Origin of the sequence: Treponema sp. JC4 (genome assembly GCF_000260795.1) — a bacterium.
Taxonomy (GTDB): domain Bacteria; phylum Spirochaetota; class Spirochaetia; order Treponematales; family Treponemataceae; genus Treponema_D.
The window spans coordinates 1-24,880 of record NZ_AJGU01000033.1; the positions used below are offsets into that span (position 1 = coordinate 1).

Annotated in this window: 26 protein-coding genes; 12 read left to right on the forward strand and 14 right to left on the reverse strand. The window is 36.0% G+C overall.

Annotated elements, in window-relative coordinates:
• The 11 genes from MSI_RS10710 to MSI_RS10760 all read right to left on the reverse strand — a co-directional run.
• On the reverse strand, window positions 1-520 hold a 520-nt coding region (locus tag MSI_RS10710), incomplete at its 3' end, for an FHIPEP family type III secretion protein (protein ID WP_039924723.1).
• A 15-nt stretch (window positions 521-535) separates the two neighbouring features.
• Window positions 536-1,711, reverse strand: a complete 1,176-nt coding sequence (locus tag MSI_RS10715; protein WP_009106819.1) for a VWA-like domain-containing protein — start codon at window positions 1,709-1,711, stop codon at window positions 536-538.
• A 12-nt stretch (window positions 1,712-1,723) separates the two neighbouring features.
• Window positions 1,724-2,800 carry an AAA family ATPase gene (locus MSI_RS10720; protein WP_009106821.1) on the reverse strand — a complete coding sequence of 359 codons (1,077 nt, stop codon included), beginning with the start codon at window positions 2,798-2,800 and terminating at the stop codon, window positions 1,724-1,726.
• A 66-nt stretch (window positions 2,801-2,866) separates the two neighbouring features.
• Window positions 2,867-3,568 (reverse strand): hypothetical protein, encoded by a 702-nt coding sequence (locus MSI_RS10725; RefSeq protein ID WP_009106824.1) that lies wholly within the window; start codon window positions 3,566-3,568, stop codon window positions 2,867-2,869.
• A complete protein-coding gene (locus MSI_RS10730) occupies window positions 3,565-4,320 on the reverse strand; it encodes a hypothetical protein (protein ID WP_155815587.1) in 756 nt (251 codons plus the stop codon). The genes MSI_RS10725 and MSI_RS10730 overlap by 4 nt, the downstream gene beginning before the upstream one ends.
• Window positions 4,321-4,384: 64 nt before the next feature.
• Complete coding sequence (locus tag MSI_RS10735; protein ID WP_009106828.1) at window positions 4,385-4,708, reverse strand: cyclic-phosphate processing receiver domain-containing protein; 324 nt, start codon at window positions 4,706-4,708, stop codon at window positions 4,385-4,387.
• Between the two features lie 2 nt (window positions 4,709-4,710).
• Entirely contained in the window at window positions 4,711-5,940 is a 1,230-nt protein-coding gene (locus MSI_RS10740; RefSeq protein WP_009106830.1) for an RNA-splicing ligase RtcB, read from the reverse strand.
• Window positions 5,941-6,591: 651 nt separating this feature from the next.
• Window positions 6,592-7,428 (reverse strand): replication protein RepA, encoded by an 837-nt coding sequence (locus MSI_RS10745; protein WP_009106831.1) that lies wholly within the window; start codon window positions 7,426-7,428, stop codon window positions 6,592-6,594.
• 181 nt (window positions 7,429-7,609) lie between these two features.
• Window positions 7,610-7,954: a hypothetical protein gene (locus MSI_RS10750; RefSeq protein WP_009106833.1), complete on the reverse strand. Its 345-nt coding sequence runs from the start codon at window positions 7,952-7,954 to the stop codon at window positions 7,610-7,612.
• A 12-nt stretch (window positions 7,955-7,966) separates the two neighbouring features.
• Window positions 7,967-8,716 carry a ParA family protein gene (locus MSI_RS10755; RefSeq protein ID WP_009106835.1) on the reverse strand — a complete coding sequence of 250 codons (750 nt, stop codon included), beginning with the start codon at window positions 8,714-8,716 and terminating at the stop codon, window positions 7,967-7,969.
• A gap of 295 nt (window positions 8,717-9,011) precedes the next feature.
• Window positions 9,012-9,995: a YafY family protein gene (locus tag MSI_RS10760; protein WP_155815589.1), complete on the reverse strand. Its 984-nt coding sequence runs from the start codon at window positions 9,993-9,995 to the stop codon at window positions 9,012-9,014.
• Window positions 9,996-10,157: 162 nt separating this feature from the next.
• Between MSI_RS10760 and MSI_RS10765 the strand changes: the two genes are divergently transcribed.
• From MSI_RS10765 to MSI_RS10815, 11 genes are all read left to right on the forward strand, one after another.
• The gene (locus MSI_RS10765) at window positions 10,158-10,580 is read left to right on the forward strand and encodes a hypothetical protein (RefSeq protein WP_009106840.1); all 423 of its coding nucleotides are present in this window, start codon (window positions 10,158-10,160) and stop codon (window positions 10,578-10,580) included.
• Between the two features lie 26 nt (window positions 10,581-10,606).
• Window positions 10,607-10,921 carry a TIGR04076 family protein gene (locus tag MSI_RS10770; RefSeq protein WP_009106841.1) on the forward strand — a complete coding sequence of 105 codons (315 nt, stop codon included), beginning with the start codon at window positions 10,607-10,609 and terminating at the stop codon, window positions 10,919-10,921.
• 3 nt (window positions 10,922-10,924) lie between these two features.
• The gene (locus MSI_RS10775) at window positions 10,925-11,512 is read left to right on the forward strand and encodes a bifunctional 2-polyprenyl-6-hydroxyphenol methylase/3-demethylubiquinol 3-O-methyltransferase UbiG (RefSeq protein WP_009106843.1); all 588 of its coding nucleotides are present in this window, start codon (window positions 10,925-10,927) and stop codon (window positions 11,510-11,512) included.
• A complete protein-coding gene (locus MSI_RS10780; RefSeq protein ID WP_009106845.1) occupies window positions 11,482-12,522 on the forward strand; it encodes an HNH endonuclease domain-containing protein in 1,041 nt (346 codons plus the stop codon). Before MSI_RS10775 ends, MSI_RS10780 begins: the two co-directional genes overlap by 31 nt.
• An 18-nt stretch (window positions 12,523-12,540) precedes the next feature.
• Complete coding sequence (locus MSI_RS10785; RefSeq protein WP_009106847.1) at window positions 12,541-12,723, forward strand: hypothetical protein; 183 nt, start codon at window positions 12,541-12,543, stop codon at window positions 12,721-12,723.
• Window positions 12,724-12,787: 64 nt separating this feature from the next.
• Complete coding sequence (locus MSI_RS10790; RefSeq protein ID WP_009106849.1) at window positions 12,788-13,300, forward strand: hypothetical protein; 513 nt, start codon at window positions 12,788-12,790, stop codon at window positions 13,298-13,300.
• A 132-nt stretch (window positions 13,301-13,432) separates the two neighbouring features.
• Window positions 13,433-14,767 carry an ATP-binding protein gene (locus tag MSI_RS10795; protein WP_009106850.1) on the forward strand — a complete coding sequence of 445 codons (1,335 nt, stop codon included), beginning with the start codon at window positions 13,433-13,435 and terminating at the stop codon, window positions 14,765-14,767.
• 89 nt (window positions 14,768-14,856) lie between these two features.
• Window positions 14,857-16,476: a DUF262 domain-containing protein gene (locus MSI_RS10800; protein WP_009106852.1), complete on the forward strand. Its 1,620-nt coding sequence runs from the start codon at window positions 14,857-14,859 to the stop codon at window positions 16,474-16,476.
• A 324-nt stretch (window positions 16,477-16,800) separates the two neighbouring features.
• Complete coding sequence (locus MSI_RS10805; protein ID WP_009106855.1) at window positions 16,801-17,205, forward strand: DUF262 domain-containing protein; 405 nt, start codon at window positions 16,801-16,803, stop codon at window positions 17,203-17,205.
• 173 nt (window positions 17,206-17,378) lie between these two features.
• A complete protein-coding gene (locus tag MSI_RS10810) occupies window positions 17,379-17,630 on the forward strand; it encodes a hypothetical protein (protein ID WP_192807758.1) in 252 nt (83 codons plus the stop codon).
• 101 nt (window positions 17,631-17,731) lie between these two features.
• The gene (locus MSI_RS10815; RefSeq protein ID WP_009106860.1) at window positions 17,732-19,291 is read left to right on the forward strand and encodes a hypothetical protein; all 1,560 of its coding nucleotides are present in this window, start codon (window positions 17,732-17,734) and stop codon (window positions 19,289-19,291) included.
• 119 nt (window positions 19,292-19,410) lie between these two features.
• On the opposite strand, the gene MSI_RS10820 is transcribed toward MSI_RS10815, so the two are convergent.
• The 3 genes from MSI_RS10820 to MSI_RS10825 are packed head-to-tail and all read right to left on the reverse strand — an operon-like array spanning window position 19,411 to window position 22,872.
• Window positions 19,411-20,031 carry a phospholipase D-like domain-containing protein gene (locus tag MSI_RS10820; protein ID WP_202799339.1) on the reverse strand — a complete coding sequence of 207 codons (621 nt, stop codon included), beginning with the start codon at window positions 20,029-20,031 and terminating at the stop codon, window positions 19,411-19,413.
• Window positions 19,991-20,140, reverse strand: coding sequence for a hypothetical protein (locus MSI_RS14555; RefSeq protein WP_009106864.1), 150 nt, complete (start codon window positions 20,138-20,140; stop codon window positions 19,991-19,993). Before MSI_RS14555 ends, MSI_RS10820 begins: the two co-directional genes overlap by 41 nt.
• 20 nt (window positions 20,141-20,160) lie before the next feature.
• Window positions 20,161-22,872, reverse strand: a complete 2,712-nt coding sequence (locus MSI_RS10825) for an SNF2-related protein (protein ID WP_009106866.1) — start codon at window positions 22,870-22,872, stop codon at window positions 20,161-20,163.
• 178 nt (window positions 22,873-23,050) lie between these two features.
• Here MSI_RS10825 and MSI_RS10830 point away from each other — a divergent pair.
• Window positions 23,051-24,880: hypothetical protein (locus MSI_RS10830; protein ID WP_039924727.1), on the forward strand; the 1,830-nt coding region annotated here is incomplete at its 3' end.

The following is a 24,880-nucleotide window of genomic DNA, read 5'->3' on the forward strand; positions in this document are numbered from 1 at the left end:
GGGTATTCACCATACACTGATCCAGGAATTTTGTTATATTCTTTTTGACTATTTCTGTTAGATGTACTTTAATAATCTGAGACGGTTCAACAACCTTATAACCAAGTCTTTTTGCATCATCAGATTTCTCTTTTGCAACAAGTATTCCTTCCATTCCAAAAGCAGGTTCATTTATCTTTACACCTGATAATTCTCCTTTTACAGAACCTGTATCTAGACACAAAACATACCCCAACCTTAAATCATGAAATCCTCCGACATCAATTCCATGTAGCAAAATTCTATATTCAGTTGGTTTTAAACACATATTATCCCGGATAAGTAACATCGGAAGCGGTAAGCCGTATTCAGCATCAATTTCATTACGTAAATACTGAATCTCACTCAATAAAGGGGCATCATTATGTTCAATAACAAGAGGAATTAATTTGTAACCTATCTGCAATTCAATAGGACGTGGCTGCTCACCAAAATCTAAATAGACTCCTTCATCATATATTCTGGGCCTTCTCGTTCTCATTTTATTCCTTCCTTGCTACGCATTTGATTTTAAACTTGGAATCCACGTAGCCTTATTGAATCTCAGTTCTTTAATCCATTTATTAGCATTGTCATATTCATACTTGCCGGTCAGAATCCAAAGTATCTGCTTATGCAACTTGAGTTCTGGTTTAGGTGCATAACCGTCGGTAAAGATAATAAGCCCCTGATACTCTGGGTGAGACTCATAATAATCAACGGTACATTGAAAATTCGTACCACCACGGCCTATGATTTTTATAGACTTGGCCGCCTTTTTTAATTCAAACTCCTGCGTTATCTCTGTATCAAAGGCCAGTACATGGATAACCTCAACTCCATAACTGAAAAAACGGTTAATAATTGAAAGGAAGTTTTTCAAATCATCAGTACCTATCGAACCGCTGACATCTACAGCAACCAGAAGATGAGTCTTAGGCTCAAACTGACTTCCCATAAACTCAAATCCATATCTACGGTTTGGCTTCATACGGGTAAGCTTTCTACGCTGTGTAATAATGCTTGCCCGAAACTGAGAAAGAATCCTGCGATAGTCCATAGGAATCTTAAGAGAAGCAGTAATCGTTTCCTGTAATTCTCCATGTATACTACCCCACTGATTAGTCTTCTGCGCTTTGAGAATCTGCTGATTCACAGAGTCCACCATTTCTTCATCTTCATCCCAAAGTTCTGAAGCATCGGAAGCAGTCTCATAGTCCCAGATTTCACCTTTTTCAAGGCTAGGCATAAGATGTTTCTGGCCATCATTGTCCATCGCATCAAAATCAGGACAGATATAATACAGCTTCTTGTAATACTCCTCGTAACTCAGCCCCGATTCCAGATTGTAATGAGCAGCATCCTTCATCTTTTTATCGTGATAACAGTGCTCATTAAGCGTTACATCGCTGGCCGTAGTAAGGGCCGTTCTGTTTGGATTCTGAGGAACACGCTGATAAGGATGCTTAAGAAGGATTCTAGTAACCTCATTCTTAAGCCCCTGCTCAATATCTCCTACAGACTGATCTTTGAGAAGCACCGGATTGTATTCAATTCGCCGTTTGCCGGTTCTAAAACTGCACTTCATGTCACTGTTTGGCTCAAGCTTATGAGTACAATAAACATTGAAAAGAAGAGGTTCGTACAAGAACCATTTATCAACAACGCTGCTGATTGTTTCTTTAACAGACATGATTCCTCCGCCCTATTTTATCTCCGCAACAAACTTTGTCATTTTTGAGTAAAGCTCCGGGCACTCACCAATAATAAAAACAAGTGCATTTGGATACATTGTCCCGCTGAACATATTTGCAAAATGAGCCATTGCTTCACGCAGCTTCTTTTCTTCCAGGAAGTAAAAATAGGCAGAAAGATTTTCAGACATCAGAGCCTTATCAGCATCACCATATTTATCACTTTCAAGATAGACAAAAACTGCATCGTTGATTGTTGCAAACTGAGGTGTCTTATAGCTTTCGAGCTTGATTCTGTTCATCTCAAAGTTTCCAAGCAGAAGTTCTTTGGCTGTAAGAAGATGATTATGATCAAGGAATTCAAAAAAGCGGTTTGCTGCCACTCCTCCGACAATGCCTGCAATCATGCTTTTATGACTTGGTTTCAGAACCTCTTTTCCAGTTATGATTTCTGAAACCCGAACCCAGGCACGGCGGTCGGGTGTCTTTTCTAGGTTATCAAGATCTTCAACCGCAACCTGATTATCCAAAGCTTTAGGATTTGCTGCAATGTAGGTTGTTATGCGCTCATCAACGTCGTTTTTATTGGCCCACAAAAGCCAGTCCTGAACGCTTGGAACAAACTCGTAAATGTTAAAACGGGAAACCAGAGCCGGATCCAGATCTGTAAGCTGATATTCTTCACCGTTGTTTACCGCTGAGATAATACGGCTTCCTGCAGGAAGAGAACGGCCAGCAAGTTTACGGTTTAAAGCCAAATCCATAATTGTCTGCAGTACTTCTGGGCGGGCACGGTTCAGCTCATCAAGAAAGAGGACTACAGGAGTATCATCAGTCGGAAACCAGTATGGCGGCATAAACTCAGTATGTCCGGTCTTTTCATTTTTATGCGGAATTCCAATTAGATCTCCCGGGTCACTCATCTGTCCCAGAAAGAGAGACACAACCTTACAGCCCTTAGCGGTGAAAAACTTTTCCAGAATCTGAGACTTACCGATTCCGTGCTTTCCCATAAGCATAATATTCTGAGTTGCTGGGGTTTCTTCCAGAACCTCCAAAAGCAAATTTCCATCAATTCTTACTGACATACGACTATTCCTCCAGTCTATCTATATATAATTTACTACATTAAAGTGCCAACTAAAGACACTTCACTATTTTTCTCCGAATTCCTTCAAAAGAACTTTCGGATCAGCCAAAAAATCCTTGTGAAAAATTCGGACACTTCTTCCATTTATCAGCATTGAAGAGTATAGGTTTCTTTGTACAAGGCTTCTGTTCTTCTGAGAAGAAGCCTCGTATAGACTTCGGATTGAAGTCCGAGCAATTTGTATCATCTTTGTTGTCAAACCTTCTGAACACGTTTCAATTCTTTTGTACTCTTCCTGAAGCTTATTAAACTGCTGCTTCTGAAGGTTGTATAATTCATCGCAGAGCCCTTTGAGTATGTTTTCTACCAGCACATATTCTTCAAGCCAGAAAAGCTTTAAGAGAGGATTATGCGGCAGAATCCTCATCGTAATATCCTTAATACAGACAATCACCGAAAGTTCATCAAACTTTTTCTCCTTGTGCCCGTAATAACAGAAGCGTAATTTAAATTCTGTGCGGGACGGATGACCTGTTTCTGTAAATGACAGGTCATATTGCTGACTAAGTTCCGAAACAACCTGTCTGATATGTTCCACAACATCATTGTTTGTAAGCTTTGCACTAAAAAGAAAAAAGTCATTCTGAAAAGAATGTTTTTTCAGAAGGTCACAAAACAAAGTCTGCCAGAACTCAGTCTGAACTCTTGAAAGCAATTCTGTTTGCTCACGTTCCAGAACAACAGCCAGCTCTTTTTGATACATCATAGATAAGCCTCCTGTTGCTTTCTCAAATTTTCCACCATTGCACACACTTCTTCATCATGACAATGAACAGGTGCACAACTTAAAATATCGGGTATCCTAATTTCCCTTGGCTCATTTAACACTTTGATAAGAAGTGAAGCATCTTTTGAAAATGGTTTATGGAAAATCTCAATTTCATATACAGTCTTATCTGGATTTTGAAATATAATCACACTAAACAGCCTGTTTTGATGAAGGTCAAACGGAATAAATTTCTTTCCAAGAATTGACTCACACAAAGCTTTAATAGAAACTGTTACAATTTCTGAAGATTTTGAATTCAAATAGAATTTCTCTCTTAATGAATCTATTTGTTCAGTCAGCGGATTTATATCAACTGCAATGTAATCACGAATCCAGTTTAGACCTGCCTTGTAGAATGAAGGAGAAAACTGACGAGTTGTGATATGGGGTGCTGATATAGAGAAATCGCCTGTATCTCTTTCAATGCCGATATAAATCGGATAGGGAATCAGGGAAATGTAAAAATGCTCATTATGTGAAAATGAAGAACATTTTAGACCGTTCTCTTTCGCGATATTTTTGATTTCATTTCGTAGTTCTGAAATCGCCTGTTTTACAGAAACTTCAGGAACAGGTTCATACATCTTCTGTTTACTCAGAAGATTGTAATAGGTCTGATTCCAGAATTCTCCGGTAAGCCGATAAATCATTTCATTAAGTTCAAGGCATGGTTCGTCGTTATCATTCATAGCTACAATATAACCATGCCCACCTATCATTTTGTGATAGTCAGAACTTAATTTTTCAATTTTTTTATTTTTGATTAGCTACAAAAAACCTATGCCAGTTGTCCATCAGGCTTCTGATATTATCTTTTCCAACAACATTTGAACTCTGGATATCATATTGAGGAATGTCCTTATTATGCTGCTGACAATAGTTTACCAGATAGCGTGCGCAATCAAGACCCGACTTTTCAGTTCCCAGGTCATGATCAAAGCATACAATATCCGGTAAACCATTGTTTTCAAGATGAGAACAAAACTCTTCATATGTCTTTACCCAGATGACTTCATATTCTCCAGTAAGGTAATCTTTCGGATTTCTGAAGTCATCCAGCCATAAAAGTTTCTGCATAATTACTCCGCAGCCTTGAAGTTGAAAATCGGTTTGATAATGTTCACAATCTCGGCAGTTGGTTCGATATTTGCAACAATCTCGCTCATATCCTTGTAAGCCATAGGAGCCTCATCAATCGTATCCTTGCAGACAGTTGAAGACCACACGTTCTTCATGGAATCCTCAAAGTCTTCCATCTTAAGCTTGTAACGGGCTTCCTTCCGTCCCATAACACGACCGGCACCATGAGGAGCAGAATAATTCCAGTCCTCGTTGCCCTTTCCGATGCAGACAAGGCTTCCATCCCGCATGTTAATCGGAATCAAAAGCTTTTCACCTTTGAGAGCACGTACACTACCCTTTCGAAGAATCATGGCATCTGTATCGATGTAATTATGAATCGTCGTGAACTGATCAATGATGTCGTGCTTATCCAGACGAAGACCGACGCTGATTGTATCAATCATGGCCTTACGGTTGAACATTGCGAACTTCTGAAGAATCTTCATATCGTTGATGTAATCCTCAAAAAGCTGACCTTCTACATAAGCAAGAGACTGAGGAACATCCGTGCAGATAGCTTCTTTAATCCCTGGAAGAAGGGCTGAAATCTCATCTTGCCTACCCTCTTCCTTAAGTTTTTTAATTGCCTCTCGCACTTCATTTTCCGTTGTATGATTCAACTGCTTCCATGCCATATCCTGATAGTAATTCGCAACCTCAAGACCAAGATGACGGCTTCCTGAATGAACTACAATATAAAGATTTCCCTCTTCATCCCGGTCACACTCAATAAAGTGGTTGCCCCCACCCAATGTTCCCAAAGAACGACGGGCGTTTCCGATATTAGCCTTACGGCAACGAATCTTATCAAACTCAATTTCATCAACAAACTTATGAACATGTCCGGATCTACGAATCTCACGTCCGACAGGAATATTACGACGGATACACTTATCAAGCCTTTCAGGATCAAAGTTCTCACTGACCGGAGAATCTGCCTTGATAACAAGAGTCTCCATTCCGCATCCGATATCAACGCCTACTAGATTCGGACAGATTTTGTCAGTAATCGTCATAGTCGTTCCAATCGTACAACCGGCACCGGCGTGTACGTCAGGCATCATGCGGATTTTACTGTCGGCTGCATAAGGCTGGTCGCAGAGCCGTTCAATCTGAACACGTCCGCTCACTTCAAGATTGTCAGTAAAAACCTTAGCTGTGTTGTACTTTCCCTTTACCTCTAACATAAAATATTTCTCCTTGCCGCGTAACTCATTGTCTATTATGACTTCGTATGCTATCAAATAGTGATAATTGATTTAATTTTTCTTCAGCAGAAGGTAACAGAACTACTAAATGAAAAAAAACAGGTAACAGTTCTCTTAAATATTTTGAAGGTAACAAAACTGCTAAATAATTAATTTGAAGCTCTGTTCGGAAAGAGTGTTGCTATCTGCATCCTCCAATCTTATATGATAGCATGTTGGATATAAAAGTCATTAAAGAGATACTTTAATTTGCAGAAAAGCTATTATGTTATTAATTATTTAATATGGGGGTTATCAAAAAAAACAGGTAACAGTTCTCCTAAAGAAAAGGTCACAAACTTCTTAAATCTATCAACAAATTTCTGTGGAAAACAGCTTTTTAAGGTAACAGAATAACTAAACTCTATGAATTCGAATTTATAAGTTATATATAGAAGAAAAAAACTCAAAAATTTAGTAAGGTAACACAACTCTTAAAAAAAGTAACAAAGCTCTTAAATCTTCTATTATATCTAATAATAACTAATAAATTTATAAAACTAGTAATAGAAGCTGAGAATTTGTGGATAAACACAAATATCTTAGTAAAACTGTTACCTTTAAATATTTAAGAGAAGTGTTACCTCTTCACTAAATATCAGCTGTAATTAATGCATAGCGAGGATCATTCTTAAGAACAGGAGTTTTACTCTTAAATAAGGTAATTCCACTTCCATCCTTACTTACCTCGAATTTTACATCCTTATAATATTTTTCCTTAATTTCATTTAACAATTCAACAATTCTTGCATAGTTAACATTTACAAGATTTGAATCCTTATCTGAATCTACAGGAATAAACTGTTCAACTAATTTCTGTCGCGAAATAAAAACCTTTTCATAATTAGCATTATTTCGGTAAACAAGCCAGGCATATAAATCTTTTCCAATAGGACTGTTAATTTCTTTATATGTCTCATAATCAATTGGAACAGCATGTTTTTGACAGAAAGCTGTAAATTCATCAGACAGAAGAATTTTAAATCTTCCAGTCTTTGTATCCTTTGAATCTTCAGTTATTTCTTTATATTGAACACCTGTTGTAAATCGGATATTCCCAGTTGTAACAGTTCGTACAGTAACATCTTTTTTAGGATAATTTCCGTCTTCATACAAATCTTTGAAGAGATAACCAGCTTGTAATTCTTCTATACGCTGTTCAAAAGCAAAAGCCGCATTTGAAAAACATTCAATCTGTTCTTTTATGTCTTTTCCACGCTGTTTTGGCAATTGTAATTCTTTTAGCAGGTCTGCCATTGAGGCATATTCAATGAGAACAGGCCCTGTAGTATTTTTTGCAATAACAGCATGAGTTGTAAGAACAGATAAAAGTAATCGACCATATTTTCCGAAAGGAACATTTTTCGGCGATGTAAGTGTTAACGTTAATCCCTGGCTGCCTTTTCGAACAAAAACTGTCTTGTGCATATTTTTGAAGGGTAACGATGCTGTCGTAAAAAAACTCGGCAGATATGCTATCTGCTTTTTTTGTTCTCTTGTTGCATCAAGTTCAAAAAGTTCAGCTATTGTATTATCTATGGGGACAAGATTATTTGTTTCAGTTATTTTTTTCTTCCCATTTTTTTTAGGTAACAGTTCTCTTAAACTATTACAGCTCCCCTACTTTATTAATTCCACTTTTTGAAACCGTGATTCTACCAGCTTTTGCTTCGCGGATTATAAAATCAACAGCCATTTCAAAACCCTGATTCATTGATATTTCGCAGTCAGTAAAAAATTTCTTGAATTCGTTGCGTTTTCCGGATGTAAGTCTAAGGTTTACAGAATCTGCATATTTACTTTTTGCAGTTGAAGTTTGAGTTTCTGCTTTTGGAGTTGAGGTAACAGAAGTCTTAAACTCATCATCCTTTTTAAAGTTATTTGAAATCTGGTTCTTAAGGGAATCTGGTAAGTTAGAATTATTCTGTGGGATTGTTTTGTGTGCTAATGGCATATTACTATCTCCTTATTTTACAAGTTCTGCCAGCTTTTCAAACGCTTTGAGTGTGTCAGGTTTTGCACCCTGCTGCTGAATTGTTTTTCGTAAAATCTGTGACATTTTGAAATTCTGATCCTGAGGAATTTCAACAATATTTAGTTCTGTAGATTTAAGAGCTTCAATAATTCCATTTGCAAGTTTGTACGAATGATTTACTTCATTCAAAACAATTGTATTCAATTCAGGATTCTGGGAATGCTGTCTTTTCTTAAAATCACGGAGGTTGTTACGGAAGATTTCAAGTCCGTCCTGAGAGAAGCCATCTGCCTTTACAACAGGAATTGCTTCATCAGTTGCCTTCATGATGTTTTCTTCAAACAAGTCGAAGTTTGGAGAAGTATCAAAGATGCAATAATCAAAATCAGATTTAGCCAGTTCTTCGGTTAATTCAACAAAGATAAAAGGTTCTCTTGCAGCCTGATTCTGACGGTATAGTTTAAGAGAATTGTTACTCTTTTCATCGATTGCAACTGTTGGAATTATAAACAGATTTTCGATTGGAGTTGGTTTTATAGCTTTGTCATAAGTTGTGTTTCCGTTTAAAACATCTGCAAGTTCATAATCAAAACTTTCCAGTAAACTGCTTGTTGAGTTGCCCTGTGGATCTGCATCGATTAATAATACCTTATGATTTTTTGCAAGCTCTGCAGCTAAAGAAACACTGACTGTTGTCTTTCCTACACCACCTTTTTGGATTGCGACAGTAATACGTTTCATTTTCCCCTCTTTTTTGTGTTTTTTAATTTCTAATAAATTATATTATGAAAATGCTAATAATGCAACTAATAAAAATAATATTTATTATAAATGATATTAGTAATATTAGAAATATGATAATAATATATATTAGAGTAAATATTATAACAATGCTAATAATTATTAGTATTTATGTTAGAAATATTAATAAAATTATTAGGATTTGTAATTGGCCCTAGAATTCGCGTAGACGCATTCAAAAAATAAATTTGAGTAGATTTACGTCCGAAGGAATATCCCCCTCTTTTTTGAATTTTTATAGGTTCTTTGACATCTTCTCTAATTCTTCTTTATACATCTGCTTCAGTTCAGGCGGGTTTATGATTTTTACTGCCGAACCGAAATGAAGTACCCAGAAAAGCGTTTCCTGCAGCTGGTTTGATTCGAAGCTCAAATAGACAGAACCGTCTTGTTCTTGATGGCATGTTTGATTTTTATGCCAGGTTCTTTCCAGAATATATGTGTTTATGGATTTATCAAAAACGAGTTCGATTTTTTTTACAGGAAACTCATTGTTCCAGATACCAAAGTTCGGATCAATGTAGACTTTGCTTTCATAATCAGGGTCTGGTTCAAACTCATCCAGAAGCGTAATGTCTTTCATTCGGGAAAGGTTATAAGTGCTGTATTTATTGTGTTTGTGGCAGTTGCCAACAGCATACCAGTCACCTTTCTGACAGTAGATTTTGTAAGGATCAAGGCTATGAGGAGTGTGTTCGGTTGCCTTTATTGAGCGGTATCCGAAACTGATTGTCTTATGCAGTTTTATTGCTTCGAATATCTTTGTGAAAACTTCAGATTCTATTGTTGGAAGCGGATCAGAGATAAACTGAACGTTGTTCATAAGAGAAGTCTGAACTTGAATCTGGTTTGGAAGCATCTGGCTTATGGTGTCGTAAACCTTGTTGATTGTTTCCTTGAATGGTGTGTTGTCATATCGTTCAAGAAGCGGAAGAATTCCAGCCATTGCTACAAGTTCCCCTTCGCTTACAAGGATATTCTTTACAAAGAAGGTTTCGTCTGTGTAATAATAGCCTTTTTTCATTCGGTCATATTCAATAGGAGCATTGTAATAAATCTTGAGTTCATCAATGTCTCGCAGAATTGTGCGGCGGGATACTTCAAGTTCCTTCATCAGTCGTTCTACGCTAGGGTAGGGGATGGACTGGATAGCTTTTTCAAGTTTTAGAAGTCTTAATGATTTAACGTGGCTTTCACGCTGCTGTTTTTCTTCACTCATAAGGAATATTTTATCACGGTATAAAAATATTACAATTCTCTGATTTTTCAATGTCTGTTTATCGGTGCTCACTATAATATATCCGTAGTTCATATGATTTACATAGTTACAAATATATAAATTTGATATTATGAATTTTGAACTAGGGGGTATATCAGATTTATGGCAAATTCAGATAATCCAAAAAGGGGAAAAGTATTTCAGCAGAAAGTATTAGCCCTTGCATGTAAAGAGTTTAAAAAGAACTTCATTGAAGAAAAAGCGGTGATGATTGGTAAACCAGAGAAAGAACATCGTTTTGATTGTGTTTCATCCGATTCATCTATCATAATTGAATGCAAATGTTACTCTTGGACAAAAGGAAATAATGTTCCAAGTGCAAAGATGTCTACTCTGAATGAAGCTGTTTTGTATTTGAGAAACTCAGAAACATCTGCTTTAAAGATTATTGCATTGAAAAAAGATTTCTCTACTAAGAAAAATGAAACTCTTGCACAATACTATTTGCGAACTTATGGGCATTTACTAGCTGATATTCAAATATGGGAAGTAGATGAAGATGACCACTTTTATAAACTCGTATAACAGGGAAATATGATTCTAGAGAAAATATGCACAAAATTAAAATCACAGCAATTCGTAAATCTGACCACAAGGATTTGCAGCAGAAATACGAAAATCCCATTCAGCACACCTGTGATATTCAAGAAGGACAGGTATTTATTGCAAAGGGTTGGCAGCGTCCTGAAGGAATGTGCGAATCAGCTTGGGAAACCGTATCTCCATTTGTTATGACTCTGGCTCATGGCGGTGAAAATATTTATGACGGTTGGATGAAGAATCCTAAGTCAGCAATGATAAGTTGTAATGATGGTTTCCGACCAGTCAGTTTCCTTATCGAAGTAATGGAAGAAGAGGCAATATGAAATATGAATAATACTCTTTCATACTACAATACAAATACCTCATCATTCGTGGAATCCACACAATCAGTTCAGATGACAGAAGCTTGGTCTCGTTTTACCGCAAAATTACCAGCTTCTTCGATTATTTTAGACTTCGGCTGTGGCTCTGGTCGAGATACAAAATACTTTCTAGACTATGGTTATCAGGTTGAAGCTATCGACGGTTCTGAAGAATTATGCAAAGTGGCCAGTGCCTATACTGGAATCACTGTAAAAAGGCAGCTTTTTACAGAATTATCAGAAATCCAAAAATATGATGCAGTTTGGGCTTGTTCTTCAATTCTTCATGCGTCTTCAGCTGAACTTTTTATTATTATGAAGAAGATTTTGACCGCATTAAAAGATAATGGAATCTTCTACACATCTTTCAAATACGGAACTTTTGAAGGAGAACGAAACGGCCGCTATTTTACAGACATGACAGAAGAATCTTTGTCTGCTTTGTTAACTAAAGTAATAGGCTTTAGTATAGAAGAACAATGGATTACATCGGATGTAAGACCGGGTAGGGAAGAGGAAAAATGGCTGAACGTAATTCTGAGAAAAATATAGCTCTTTTTCAGGCAGAAAAACCATCTCTCGAATCTTATTGGAGAAGCGTAGTTCTTTTTGGACGTAATACCGCCTCATATAAATTCTCTCTTGCAGAATCCTTGTTGGATTTTGCAAAACAGGACAAGACGACTGTATCTTTGGACGAATTAGCAAAGCCGTTTTCCGGAAATATCTGTAGACATATAAAGAAAGAAGAACGCCAAGCAACTAACGCTTCCAGCACGTTCCTTGAAGCCTGTTCAGACTTTGTAAAAGAAAAGATTTCTCACGAACAACTCATTAATAGCACCGTAAATAACGGATTCAGATATGTGCTGGATTGTTTTCATAAAGTTAATGGCGAAGAACTTCCGGTTAGGTTTTATGAGAAATCTGGCAAACAGTTAATTCTTACTGATGATTTATTCAAAGTTGCAGGAATTAATAATTCGATTAATCTCTATCAGGAAAATGAATCTCGCTGGAATCTTGTAGAAACAGCCTGGAAACTTAATATTTCACCTGATTTATTAAACGTTCGGTACGATGACCAGTCAGAGATTTTATTCATTGATGAAAACTTCAAGAGAAAAGATATCACTTCTGCAAGAGGAGCTCTTGATGGTTATCAAAAAGGAAAGTGTTTCTACTGCTATGATGATATTATTGTTTCGGATGATTCAAGTAACAACTGTGATGTAGACCATTTCTTTCCTCATACATTACAGCATCTAATGCCTGAAGTAAACCTAAACGGAGTCTGGAACCTGGTTTTGGCATGTCCAAATTGCAATCGTGGTACAAACGGAAAGTTCGCAAAAGTCCCAGATATCAAATACTTGGAACGCTTGCATAAACGAAATGAATTCTTAATAAGCAGCCATCATCCCTTACGAGAGACCATAATTAATCAGACAGGAAAAACAGAACAGGAAAGAGCAGCATTTCTACGCGATATTGATAGAAGAGCGATTAATTTATTAATTCATCGTTGGAATATAGAGGAAAAACATGAGCCTAGTTTCTAAGATATTCGGAGGTTCAAAGTGAGAAAGATTGTAAGAGTAATTCCTTCAATTGAAGCTGCATATTTTGAAGGTAAAGGGAATCAAAACTATTCTATTTCGGTATTCGATTACGGAGATGAGAATTGTCTGGAAATTCCTTTTATCATTCTTTCTCAAAAGGGAATGTACAGAACTGACAGGGTAGTGGTAATTAGGAAATAAGAAGTGAATGATAATGCCGTTCGTTGTCACTTTGATGTGATAGAATGAGGGGAGTGAGGCAAAAATGAAAAAGACAATTATTTTGATTTCAATACTTGTGATGACTCTTGTCAGCTGCTCTGGGAAAAATAAAACGTCTGATAATGGGGATAGAAAACAGACCGTCGGCCTTCCGAATCCTATTCACGAATCATCTGCAGAAGAAATTGCAGAACAATTGAACGTGAGATTTGCTGTACCGAATGGATCAAAAGATGTCCGCTATTCAATTATCGCAGGAAATTTTGCTCAGATGGATTTTATCTGGAACGATGCCGAATGTACTGCAAGAATAGAACGAAATGCTGAGTCAGAAGATATATCAGGTTTTTACTATAAGTGGTCAAACGAAACTCCATGCACTGTAGGTGAAAACAGCGCAACCGCAAAATGGCAGATAACAGAGGTTGGCGAAGTAGTAGGAATCTGTATCTGGCAGAATAAAGCTTCGAATCTAACATACAGCGTAAGCATGAAAAAGAATGCTGACAGTGAAAAACTTATTGCTCTGGCAAATGCAGTGTATGTAGTACAGTAGCAGTAAATCCATTGACAAAAGCCAAATCGCCAAATGTTCCTATGGGGATTTTGAACAAATTTGACTAGAATAGTATAGGGATTTTGCATATTTTAACTTGAATTCCTATGGGGATTTTGTATAATTTTAGATATGGAGCCATTTAAGAGAAAAATCTGGGATAAATTTAAGGCGTGGAAGGAAGAATCGGATGGACATACCGCTCTTCTTGTAGAGGGAGCCAGACGAATCGGAAAATCTACTGCTGTCGAAGAATTTGCAAAACGAGAATATGAATCGTATATCTTGATAGATTTTGCATTTGCCTCTCAGAATATCAAAAATCTTTTTAATGACCTTTCTGATTTGGATTCATTTTTTAGGCTGCTTCAGTTTTATACTGGCAAAGAACTGAAAGAGCGTAAGTCACTTATTATCTTTGATGAAGTTCAACTTTTCCCATTGGCACGTCAAGCTATAAAGCTTTTGGTAAAAGACCATCGTTACGATTATATGGAAACGGGCTCTCTTCTTTCTATCAAGGAAAATGTAAAAGATATTCTTATTCCGAGTGAAGAACGTCCCATTCAGATGTACCCGATGGATTATGAAGAATTCTGCTGGGCTATTGGGCAGACAAATACTTACGAAATTGGCCGAAGTATATGGGAGAAAAAATTGTCCCTGGGTGATGATGTAAATCGTGAGTTGATGAGAAAGTTCCGTCTTTATATGATTGTTGGGGGAATGCCGCAGGCTGTTGAAGCATTTCTTACAACTAACAATTTTACCCAGGTTGATCTTGTTAAGCGCGATATTCTGAATCTTTATGAAAATGACTTTATGAAATTTGATTCGACAGGACGTTCTTCTTTGATTTTTGATCATATTCCAGCAGAACTTCAAAAGAATGCTTCCAGATATCAGGTTTCAAGTGTGATAGAAAATGCAAGGGCAGGGACTATGCTTGAACGCATCGCCAAGCTTCAGGATTCAAAAACTGTGAATATTGCATATCATGCTAACGCACCGGAAGCAGGTCTTTCGCAGAATATTGATTTAGAAAAGTTCAAGCTTTTTGTTTGTGATACAGGACTCTTTGTGACTCTTTGCTTTAAGGATAAGGATTTTACAGAAAACATCATCTACGAAAAATTGCTTTCGGATAAGCTTCCGGCAAATCTTGGCTATGTTTATGAAAATGTAATCGCCCAGATGCTGGCCGCAAAAGGTGATGCTCTTTATTATCATACCTTCCCAAGCGAAACTTCAAATCACAATTATGAGATAGACTTCGTTATTTCTCGCAAAAACAAAATCTGCCCAATCGAAGCAAAATCAGCCGATTATCAGCGACATAAATCTATGGATATTTTTACCAAGAAGTTTTCAAAGCACATTGGAACCCGTTTCCTGGTTTACACAAAAGAGTACCGCAAGGATACGGATATTTTCTGCATTCCTTTGTATCTGGTGCCGTTTATTTAGGCAAATACTGATGTTATAATTGAGTTTGGCGGAATTTTGGATTATAAAGGAAAGGTGGATATTCTGAAGAACTTTATGGAGCAAGATTAATGAGTGAAGATATTTTAAAACCTAAAGATATTTCTAAGCCAATAGAAATGCACGAACTATTGAATTTAAAGTTTTTTATTCCGAGTTATCAAAGGGGTTATAGGTGGCAACAACAACAAATCATTGATTTATTAACAGATATATATGAATTTGATGAAACCAAAAGTTTTTATTGTCTTCAACCAATTGTAGTAAAACAAAATGATGAAAAAAAGTGCTGGAATTTAGTAGATGGCCAACAAAGACTAACGACTATTGTGTTGATTGTTCGTTATTTTAATCAATTTTTTAATGGTGAAGATGAGGATGATATTCCAGATATACAATATGAAACTAGACCCGAAAGTTCAGATTTCTTAAAAAATATAGTAATAGATAAAGAAACAAATACTCTTCCAGAAAAAATGGAAAAACTTGCAGACTCCAATATTGATTTTAAACATATGGAAACTGCTTATAAAACAATCCATTCGTGGATGACGAAGAATCTTGAGAAACCTTATAAAAGAAATTTTCAAGACAAGTTTTTGAGAAAAACATGTGTAATATGGTATGAATTACCAGAAACAGAGAGAGAAGTAGATTCTTTTACTAGGCTAAATATAGGAAAAATCCCTCTTACTAATGCTGAATTAATAAAAGCTTTATTTTTGAATAAAAGTAATTTCTTAAAGAAGGACGGAGATGAATCCTTATTGAGAATTGATAGTGAGATTCGACTTATTCAACAGCAAATAGCTGTTGAATGGGATAAAATTGAGTCTTCGCTACAGAATGATGAGTTTTGGTTGTTCATACATGAAAAGGATTATAATAAACCGAATAGAATTGATTTCATCTTTGATTTAATACAGAAAAATGACTTGTTTAATTTGGAATTATCTGAAGAAAAACTGGGCTCGGACAATTTGGCGTCATTTAGATATATTAGTAAGCTTTTTTCACGAGAGCATTTTTCGAATAATAAAGATGGTTTAATTAGATCTTATTGGGAAAAGGTAAAATCCTATTTTCAAATTTTTGAAGAGTGGTTTAATAACATTGAGTATTACCATTATATAGGATTTCTAGTAGAAATGAATGGATCTTCTATAATCCCATCTCTAATAAAAAAGTGGAATACGTCCAAATCAAGAGATGATTTTAGAAGTTTTATTCTTGAATCTGTAAAAGAAAAAGTAAATAAATATGATTTAGCCCAAGAGTATGAAGCAGTCGGAAAGCCATCGAAAAGAAAAGCAATACCTATATTATTACTTCATAATATAGTTACTGTTATTAATCAGAATAAATTATCTTTAGAAAACGATCGATATGGACTTTCGATTTATTATAAATTCCCTTTTCATCTTTACAAAAAAGAAGAATGGGATGTAGAGCATATTGATTCTAATATAGGTAATACTCTTGAAGATCTTAAGGATAAACAAGAATGGATAATTACTTCCTTTGAGGAGATTGAGGATAGCAAAGAGAAGGATAAATTAAAAACTAGGGTGAAAGATTTTATTCAACTCAAAGAAGATACAGATAATACTTTTGATTCGTTAAATAAGGATTTGTTAAATATCCTTCATTTAGATAATCAAAAAATGGATAGTCATGAAAAAATACTATAGGTAATTATACATTACTTGATTCAAAAACTAATCGTGGTTATGGGAATGCCATTTTTTCTGTAAAGCGGCGTTGGGTTATTGGAAAAGACCAAGGGAAAAAGATAATTTATAAGGTAGATGCAGAATCTGATACAGGGTATTCAATTGAAACAGAAAGAGCATGCAATGCATTTGTTCCTCCATGTACAAAAAATGTTTTCTTAAAATATTACACAAGTGGTTCAAATAAATTAAATTCATGGACTTCAGATGATGCCCTATATTATAAAAAAGATATAGAGGAGACCTTGAAAGACTTCCTCAATTCAGAGAATGGAGAAATAAATGCCAGATAGAGAAAAATTTTCATTTTGGAAATTGCTTGATTCACATGAAATAATTATTCCAATAATTCAACGAGATTATGCACAAGGAAGATCCGAAGAGATTGTCATAAGACAAAAATTTTTAAAATCTATAAAACTAGCATTTACGGATTCTTCAAAACCAATGTTTATGGATTTCATTTATGGTGAAGAAAAAACCAAAGAAAAAAGGATTACTCCTCTTGATGGGCAACAACGTTTAACAACTCTTTGGCTTTTACATTGGTATTTGGCATATAAAACACGAAATATTGATTTGAATATATTAAGTGAAAATGAAAGACAACAACATTTTAATAGAAAATTGGATTTATCTTCCCTAAACGATGAAAAAAGAAAATTGTATCAAATCTTAATAGACTAAAAAAGTTTTCGTATGAAACACGTTCTAACTCAAAAGCTTTCTGTAATCATTTGTGTGAGATGGTTTATGAGGATACTGATAATCTTGTTTCTTACATAAAAAAGCAACCATGGTTCTTCTCAAATTATAGTTATGATCCTACTATTCATTCTATGTTGAATATGATAGGAGGTTTGGATGAGTTTGATGGTATCGAGCTTGTATTTAATGAACCGATTGATGTTTTGGAATCATATTGGACTAAATTGACGGATAATAATTCTGAGAATGTTATTGGATTTTATTATTTTCCTCTTGAAGATTTCCAGCTAACAGACGACTTGTACATAAAAATGAATGCAAGAGGAAAAATACTAACAGATTTTGAAAATTTTAAAGCTGATCTTCTAACTTATAAAAAGAAATCAAGCAAAAAAGATTATTAGAAGAAGGTAATTCAGAAGAAGAGGCGGAAAAACAATCTATAATACTTCAAAGAGACTTTGCTTCAAAACTAGATAATGCTTGGACAGATGTTTTCTGGAAAATGAGAAATACTTTTAAAGACATTGTTAACAAAGACAATATTGATGATATGTATTTTTCCTTTATCAATAGATTTTTACTTGCTGATATTGTTGCACAAAGTGAAGATACCCAAGATAAAATAAGTAAAGAGTTTGCTGATAAAAAATTTAATACCTTGTTTAGTAAGTTGTATAATAAGGAATTAGAATATTACGGTTTTGACTTGTATGAGGAGAAATTAGATATTTGTAACGCACTTTCAAATCTTGAAAAGTGCCTAGATTCAATATCAAAAAATTTAACAAATCTTGGTAAAGTTCAGAATTGTTGCTATCCACGATGGGAAGATTTGATTGTACCTACAAGTAACGAATCTGAAGATGATGGGGAAAATCTTGAAGAAGATATTAGTAAAGATGTAAAATTTGAATTTATTCCTAGGAAAATAAAAAATGAAACAGGTACTTATGAAGTATCAACCTTAAAAATACATACTAGGATAGCTTTTTATGCAATTTGCTTATATTTCATTCAGGATAGTTCTTTCAATGAAACTAATTTTAAGGAATGGATGCAATTTGTTTGGAACATTATTGAAAATGTTAAGGCCCACCAATCAGTTGAGGTAATGATTTCGCAAGACAAACTTTTATATAAAATTTATCATGAATCTCATAGGATAATGTCTTGGTTGTGTGAATTAGATGAAAATAATCTACCTCAAGTTTTTAATTTTGTTTCTGATCAAATGAAAGAGGAAATCGAAAAGGCAAAGCAAAAGAAAAATACAGAATTTATTCAGAAAATTAACAAAGCAGAAAATTATGCGTTTTTTCATGGAGCAATTAGATTTCTATTTCATGATGAACAAAATAATCTTGATTGGAATAATTTTGATAAAAGATTTGAAAATGCTAAGAGGTATTTTAATAATGATGGTACGAAGATTAATAAATATGAGTTATTAAAGAAATATATATCATTTTTTGATAACTGGAATTTTCATTTTGAATCTAATTTCATTTTTGATTCAGAGAAAAAGACATGGCGTGATAATCTCTTGAATATAAATAGAAGAAAACCTACAGAATTACTTCTAATGGGATATAATAAGCGTTCTGAATCCTCATTTGAAGATCCATATCAAAGATATGTGCATAATTATTTATTGAATACAGATGCCTTAATTACGCTCGGTGAAAATATACCAGGAAGTACTATAAAATACAAATGGTGGTGGGGAAATTCTTATGTCGTACATCCATATAATTGTAAAGCAGAGTGGAAAATCTATTATATTCACTATAGAAATGAATTATTAACAAACATAAAGGGCATAGCTTTTGTGGATGAAAATCAAGAGAAATGGCGAAAAAATGGATTATGCTGGAATAAGAATATTTACTTTAGATATAAAGAACATAACTTCTTATGGGATGAGCAGAATAAGATTTATTTGTTAAAAGATGATTTTTCCAAGACAAGAAAGTCTCATATAGAACCAGATGAACCATGGGTAGGTGCAGAACATCCGAGAAAATTTTTGGAAAAGTTACAAGAATTAATTGATAAGCAGTAATGAAAAATTTAGTGTCCATAACTTTCTTGTGAGGTTAAAATGTTCTATTTCTAGAATTAATAAACATTAGTATTTCATAATAATGAATATAATTTTCAGAGTAAAAAAATAGGTAATAATTACATTCCAATCGGGTCCATACAGAACTCTTTTCTTTTGCATCCTTTGCAGTGGGCGCCCATCCAGACGCTGTCGAATTGTTCGGCAGCGTTTTTTACAAAGTCTTTGTTGCTGCTTAGAACGCCGGCTTCGAAGTTACGGGTGTTTTCACCTTTCATGCCGAGGCCGGCACCAGTGAGATTTGCAGAACCTACATAGGCGGTTTTCAAATCGAAAACGATGATTTTGAAATGAACGCGGGGGCAGAGAACTCGTTCCATTCCTTCGATTAAATTTGGGTATTTGTCAAAATCCTGGCGGAATGCAGGACCTGGCTCCTTTGCGTGTATCAAACGGATTTCAACTCCGCGTTTTGCGAGGTCAGATAACACTTCCAAAAGAGGCTTGCTGCCTCGGCCGTCTTTAACATATAAATCTTTGATGTCGGCAGTACCAATCCATAATGTTTTCTTTACGTTTTTTATACGTTCGATTACCTGGTCGTAATGAGCTTCGTTGGAAATGTAGAGGAATTCGGAAGTGGCCGGATCGGGGGATTTTAAGGGGGGTATCTTCGCAGCATAGCTGCTCGGAGACTCGCTAAAAAACAGTCCACTGGACTGTTTTTCCCTGCTTTGCAGGGGCGCTCCCTACCTTAGGAGAAGGGGTAGCAGAAGACCGCTTGCGGGCTGGAGCGAGGGGAATGCTTTCCCCTCCTGCTTTCTTTTCTGACTTTTTCTTTCCAAACATATTTACTCCAATTATATCATCTATGTTGATGAATTATCCATAATAGTTTTAACCAGCGACTTTACAAGGCTTGGGATGCTCTGTAACTTGGATTTCTGCTGAACATACTGGCTCTTATACAGTTCAATCAGACTTTTTCGCTCGTTGTAGAGTAGTTCAAGCTGCTTTTCAATCTGGCTTTGTTTCTGATCAAGTTTTGATAGACAATCGGCTTTATCTGAATACTGGGCTCCCATTTTCTTTTTCAGGTTTGCCTGAATTACAGCAAGACTTTTTTTCTTAGCCGCAATTGCCTGTTCCAATGGTTTTTGCTCTTCTTTGGCATTACTGATTATCAGTTGTGAAAAATGCTGAAAAGCTTCCGGCATTCCCTCATTCTTTTTTACAGTTTGTTCAATTTCATTGTTTAATTCATCTATCTGTTTCTGGAGTTCAGCAATTTCTGCTAATACAAGACTTATTCGTTCGTCAGCAAGAGCTAAAAGAGAACGACTTTCTTCTATTATTTTAAGTTCGCGTTTTAGTGGAATCGCTTTTTGTTCAAGGACAATATCTGCTTTCATCTCTGGTGACTTGATGAGATCAAACTTGAGTTCTGCCGGATTAATTTCTTCTACATTGATTTTGTCACCACGATATTCCCAGATTGCATCAATGCGGCTGGCTTTTTCATCGTGCTTCTGGTAAATCAGGGAATCAAGAGAGTTATACATAAGAGGATAGACTATATGGACTTTCTTCTGTAGGTTTCCCTGGCGCCAGAGACGGCCTTCTACCTGTACGGGTTCTGTTGGATTCCAGCCTAGCATACAGTTATAAAGCACAAGTGAATTGCCATTTAGATCTACGCCTTCGCTGATTGTTTCAGAGCCTATCAGGATTTTCAGCGGGTCATCCGGATTATTAAAGGACTTTGTGATTTTACCTTTTTTTGATTCTGTTGTTGCGGAGTTCATCATACCGATAGCTTCTTCCGGTATATGATTTTTGATTAGATACTGTTTTACAGCTGTGAACTCCTTTACTCCGCGAGGGAGATAAATTATCTGGCCACAATCTGGCTTTTCCTTAAAAATGCTGATGACAGAATCACAGACCAGAAGCATTTTTGGTGATGTCTCAACAAATTGCGAAAGGTCCGGGACTTGTATATTTTTATCTTTTACAAGAGTTGGGGAAATCAGGCACATTCGCATTGTATTCATAGCAGAAAAGATTGTATCAAGGTCGGGATCATCAGTAAGACGTTTTATTTGTGCATCATAGATTTTCTTCTGAAGATTTGTCATTTCAATTTTAATAACGTGAGTTTCCTTTTCCGGTCTGTTGATATGGGCATCTTCGGCATCAACCTTATCTATGTAGTTCTGGATGATTTTCTGAAGGGCATCGAGGGAGCGGAAATTCTTCATTACTGTCTTGCGGACAACTTCGTTTTTGTTGTTAACAGTCCATTCAATCTTTATTTCTGCGAATTCATTGAGGAAGTCATTTATATCATTGTAGCCCAGTGTGCGGATCTCATTACCACCGGTAAAAAGAAGGGTAGTGTAGATTTCCATCGGTGAATTTGTGAATGGTGTTGCAGAAAGAAGAAATACATTTTTCTCGTTATTGTGACGGTGGATGTATTCTGTAATTGCAAACATTTTAATGGCACGGCTTGAGGGCTCTCCAATACCAAGCCGGGAAAACTCAGAATAGTTTGAGCCGCTGACTTTTTTGATGAGATTTTTGTATCGGTGAGCTTCATCTACAAGCAATAAATCGGATCCCAGTTCTTCAAAAAATACGTATTGCTCATTTGTAATATCGTCCGATGGTGTAAAATATTCGTCCTGCTTTTTCTTAGATATAATATGATCAAAACTTGATTCAAGAAGAGGGATGCTTTCTTCCTTAAAATAGATTTTTTCAATGGCTTCTGCAGTACAGATTGAAATAGAGTTGGCAGGCAGTAGAAGTCCGTCGTTTTCTTCTGAGAAAACTGAATTCATACGAAGGTTATCGATTATGTCTTTATTAAGATTCTCCAGCTTGTTTAGTGTTACGGACGGGAAGAGTTCCTGAATATCGTGTACCCATTTTGAATAGACGGCCTTTGGTACGATGATAAGAGGACGAGAACATTTCTGATGCTGAAGCTGGTAAATAACTGCAGCGATTCCGGTTGCTGTTTTTCCAACTCCTACATCATAAGCAAGAAGTCCATTTCCCTTACTACAGAGAAAAGCAAAACCCTTTTTCTGCTGTTCATGAAGGATGAAGTTTTTGTCATCGTATTTACCAGAAAAACCTTCCAGAGTGTAATCAAAGGATTCATAATCTACAGGAGCAAAGGAATTAAATGTCTGATTCCAGATTTGTTCTACCCAGTCTCTTTGTTCAAAGGAAAGACCTTCGTGAAGGAAACGTTCAAAAAGAAGTTCTGCCGTATCCATTCGAAGAATCTTTCTTTCATCATTCTCTGTCTGGCTAAGTGACCTTCTTTTACATGGAAGGCCTTCGGCATAATCAATTATATCTGACCATAGAATATCACCAGGTAAATCAGTTTTAGAAATAGGAGAGCAAAGCCAGTCTACGTCTCGATAATCCTCATCTTCATTTCTTGCAGAAATCCATCTGTAGAAAATTTCTTTCAAGTCAAAATCAGTACCTTCTGACTGCCTTGTAATAACCGAATGAAGAGAAAAGTGAATATCAGAAATCTGCTTAAAAGATGATTCCAAAGGGAAAAACTCCTGGATTATTAAGTATATATGTGTGAACTATCAAATTCTGATAGGATTTCAGAAATAGTAAAAAAAAATTGAAATTGTATATCGGTAGATTTTTTCATCGTCTATCACTATTTGATAGCAGTGTAATGTTATTATTGTGGTATAATTAATTCAGGAGTTTGAATTTATGAAACTGTTTTATAATCCTTCTTTTACCGGGAATGTTTATGTAGATTTGGAGAAGTCCCCGGTTCTCTTTGATGCTAAAATCGTGAACACAGCAGGGCTTTGTGGAATCATCCGGCTGCATGCAGGCATCTGTTCTGAAGTTAAGGATTATGGAACTCGTTTTGTAGATTACTACGCTGCTATGAAAAAATTCATGGCGAAGAACCCTGAAAATGTAATGTCGGCTTCGTTTGAAGTTGATAAGCTGAATACTGCTAAAAAGTGCCTTGAATGGCGTGATACTCTGGCTGCTGCCGGCTGGACGGGGGATTCTCCAGCACCTACAGAGCGTATGAAGGTGCTGGCTGGGGTAGAAGAGTTCTTTCATGATAAGTCTGCCGGGGAAGAACTGCTGGAACTTATTGCCCAGGTTGAAGGCGGTTGCAGGCTTCCAGAACTTGAAATCCAGACTTCATCTTATTATGAAGATTTTAATCCGGCTGAAGTTCGTTTGCTTAAGGCTTTGATTGAACGCGGAGTTTCATTTTCTGCAAAAGAAGAGGAGTCGGAAATAAACAATATCGCCAGGATTCACTCTGTTTTGAAGGGAGAGGAAGGCGTAACTCTTGATACAAACGATGATTCTTTTGAAATCTGGAACTTTGCAGAAAAAGATGAAGCCATTAAATATCTGAGCCTGCTTGATGCTAATGATTTTGATGTTTGGATAAACGGTGATAACAAGGAGTTTGATAACTGGCAGAAGCTGGAAGGGAAGAAAACCAGCGGTTCTGAAATATCGGGTATTCCTCAGACTGCAGAATTGCTTGCAATCGGACTTACTATTTTTGAGCGTCCTCTGAATATTTATAATATTGTTGAATGGCTGAATACTTCAATAAATCCGCTTCCTGAAGGACTTAGAAAAAAAATTGCCAGAACAATCTGTGAATCGGGCGGATATTATAATGATGCCTGCAGAAATACAATCAATGATTATCTAAAAACATATCCAGACTCAAAAGATAAACTCGAAAAGTTCCTTCCAGATATCAATTCACCTTATTTTGAAGAATCTGATGTTGAAGTTGCAGCCATAAAGACCTTTGTTCAGAATCTCCGAGCCTGGTGTACTCAGAAAATTTCGCTCAACAAGGATGGAGATGCAGCAATTGACCAGCTGGGCTATGTGATAAATCAGGCTGATACTCTTCTGCTGCTTCTGGATGAGCTTGGAAGTGATGCAATTCCTTATTCTGATATTGAACTCATAGCTTCAGTAATAGCGACCAATGTAACAATGAAGCAGTATTCTGCACAGGCTGGCTGTAAAAACATCATCAATTCCTATGCTGATTTCTGTGATGCTGCCGGCAAAGCAATTTGGTGTGATTTCTATCAGAATGGAAATGCCGGAAAGCTTACTTATTCTTTCCTGTCGCCTATAGAAAAAGAAGCTTTTCAGGAAACATTTTCACTCTGGAATACTCTTAACGAAAGAGATTATCTACGAAAGCTTCTGCTAACTCCTTTTGCTAAAACAAAGAAAAAGCTTGTGCTTGTAACAATAGATAAAATTGGCTCAGCACCTGCACCCAAGAGTCCTGTCTATATTCAGCTGGAAAAGTATTTTGCAGATAAGGAAAAGAGGAATGATTTCTCAAAGAATCTGCTTAAGCCGTTTGTAAAAGAAAAAACTCTCGATTCTGCTCTCTATAAATCAATTAGAAAAATCGACAACCGCATGGAAAGCGATCAGGAGTTTGTTGAAATTAAAAATACTGATTTTATTAAGGATAACTGGTCTGAATACCAGAGCTCTACAAGTCTTGAAAGCCTCATACCACAT